This is a genomic window from Candidatus Acidianus copahuensis, assembly GCF_000632495.1.
Taxonomy (GTDB): Archaea; Thermoproteota; Thermoprotei_A; order Sulfolobales; family Sulfolobaceae; genus Acidianus; species Acidianus copahuensis.
The window spans coordinates 1-2137 of the sequence record NZ_JFZT01000007.1 but is presented as its reverse complement, the minus strand read 5'-3'; the positions used below and the strand labels follow the sequence as shown (position 1 = coordinate 2137).

4 protein-coding genes are annotated in these 2137 nt (G+C 36.0%); all 4 read left to right on the top strand.

Annotated features, from left to right (window positions below; all coding sequences use genetic code 11):
• A partial coding sequence (locus CM19_RS00335) for a MarR family transcriptional regulator (protein ID WP_048098477.1) occupies window positions 1-259 on the top strand: 259 nt, incomplete at its 5' end.
• Window positions 260-401: 142 nt separating this feature from the next.
• The gene (locus tag CM19_RS12670) at window positions 402-1049 is read left to right on the top strand and encodes a hypothetical protein (protein WP_081801157.1); all 648 of its coding nucleotides are present in this window, start codon (window positions 402-404) and stop codon (window positions 1047-1049) included.
• A gap of 44 nt (window positions 1050-1093) precedes the next feature.
• Window positions 1094-1732, top strand: coding sequence for a zinc ribbon domain-containing protein (locus CM19_RS12665; protein WP_160164842.1), 639 nt, complete (start codon window positions 1094-1096; stop codon window positions 1730-1732).
• Window positions 1733-1822: 90 nt separating this feature from the next.
• Window positions 1823-2062 (top strand): hypothetical protein, encoded by a 240-nt coding sequence (locus CM19_RS00325; protein ID WP_048098476.1) that lies wholly within the window; start codon window positions 1823-1825, stop codon window positions 2060-2062.
• The last annotated feature ends 75 nt before the right edge of the window (window positions 2063-2137 follow it).

Below are 2137 nucleotides of genomic sequence, written 5' to 3'. Positions count from 1 at the left end.
ACTAGTAGACGTAAATAAGTCTACAATGGTTGAGATTTTGGACAAATTAGAAAGGGATAATCTGATAATAAGAAATAGAGACACCGTAGATAGGAGAGTTGTTAAAGTAAGAGTCACAGATATGGGGTTAACAGTATTAAAGGAAGTAAGAGCAAAATATAAGGACTTAATAGAAGATCTTTTGAGTAAAGTAGATAGAGAGAAGGTTATTGAATTTTTCAAGATAATTATTAGCGAAACTAAAGTAAAAGTTAGCTAGGTTACGAATCGTTTACAACTGAAAGCCTCGCTCTTCAGAGCGGGGATGTTATCAAAAAAAGTTTATAAAAAGATAGAGAGTAACTCCTAATGAGGACGGTACGGTAGGTAAACCTAAGAAGAGTAAGAAGGGATCAGTCCCTATGCCTACCGTATCAGTCCTAAGACGCACCATAACTGTAGATCTAGTACCAACAAAAGAACAAGAGGAGGAGTTAAAAGAACTAGGAAACTTGTGTTCAAAACTATGGAACCAAGTAAACTATGAAAGGAGAAGACAGTTCTTTAACGGTGAACGTGGTGTTGATATCAAGGGTACCTATACAAAGTGGTATAATGAGTATAAGAACATGATAGGTACAATAACAGCACAACAAGTATTAAACAAGAACAATGAGGCGTGGAGTTCATTCTTCTCCTTGTTAAGAGCAAAGAAGAAACTACTACCACCATTCATCAACAAGATAAACCCACCTGGTTATTGGAAAGACAAGAAGAAGAGGAAGATAATAATAGTGTTGAGGAAAGATCAATACAAGATAGATAAAGAGAAACAAGAGATAGAACTTCATCATTTAAGAAAATTCGACAGGTTGAAGATAAAATACAATGGGGAAATTTACTATAGAGGGGAACAAGGAAGACTAGAAATAATATATAATGACGTATTAGGAAAGTGGTATGCACACATTACCTTAAAGGCAAGTGAAAGACTTAATAGAGATACGGGTAAGTGGGTGAAAGTACCACTAACACTAAAAGGTAATTTAGTAGGTGGGATAGATATATAGGTGTAAACAATCTCTTTGCTGTCTATGTATCAGACGGTACACAGATGTTAATCAAGACTAGAGTGTTAAAATCAATCTCGTACTACTACAGAAAATTGATAAGTATGAAACAGAAATTGTTATCCTTGTATAATCAACTGTTCTCAAATGAAATAAGGCGATTATATGTAAAGTGGAAGAGGGAGTTAAACGCTATAATAGACGCTACCGTAAGGAAAGTTGTTGAATTCCTATACAACAAAGGTGTTTCTCTAATCAAGGTTGGCTACCCAAAGAACATAAGTCAGAAAAAGGGTAACTTTCTAGTTGTTAACGTCTGGTCTTATAAACAAGTTATGGAAAAGTTGAGGGATGTTGCTGAAGAACACGGAATAACTGTTGAGTTTGTTAACGAGGCATATACTTCAACTACCTGTCCCATCCACGGCAATGGATGCGGGAAAAGAGTTACAAGGGGTTTGTTTAAGTGTACAACATCTAACAAAGTATATAACGCAGACCTAGTTGGTGCGTTTAACATATCCATAATCCTGAGTCCTAATGATGGTGGGAGCACCAGAGGGATAGGGATAAGCTGGGGTAAGACCACCCCACTGGTCTATACGTGGACGAGAGGATCGGGGCTGGTAGTACCAGCTAGCTATGATTCTATGAGGGTGAAACGTATGGATCAAAACCTATGAACCGCTCTGAGGGGAACCCTCGCCCTTCAGGGCGGAGAGGAGGTCAGACTTTTAGTATAGTCTCTCATATTAAAAAATAATTAAAGGATTATGGATGAGAAGACATTATGTTATATAGCCAGTCTATTTCCTCCTTATGAAGATGAGGAAGCCGTTATTTTTTTAAGAAAAAATGAATTTAAAGTAGTTGTACATAATACCGATAGAAAGGAGAGAATATACCTGGGAAAATTGACAAGGGGCATAATTGAGTTTAATGAAGAAAATAGCAATTTAAAATTAAAAATAAAAATTAAAAATATAAGAATTACAATATGTCCAAAAAGATAGAAAGCAACTTAAACGGAGGGATATGGATCTACCCTTCTAAGGGAAAAATACCATATTACCTTTGTTATCGTGATT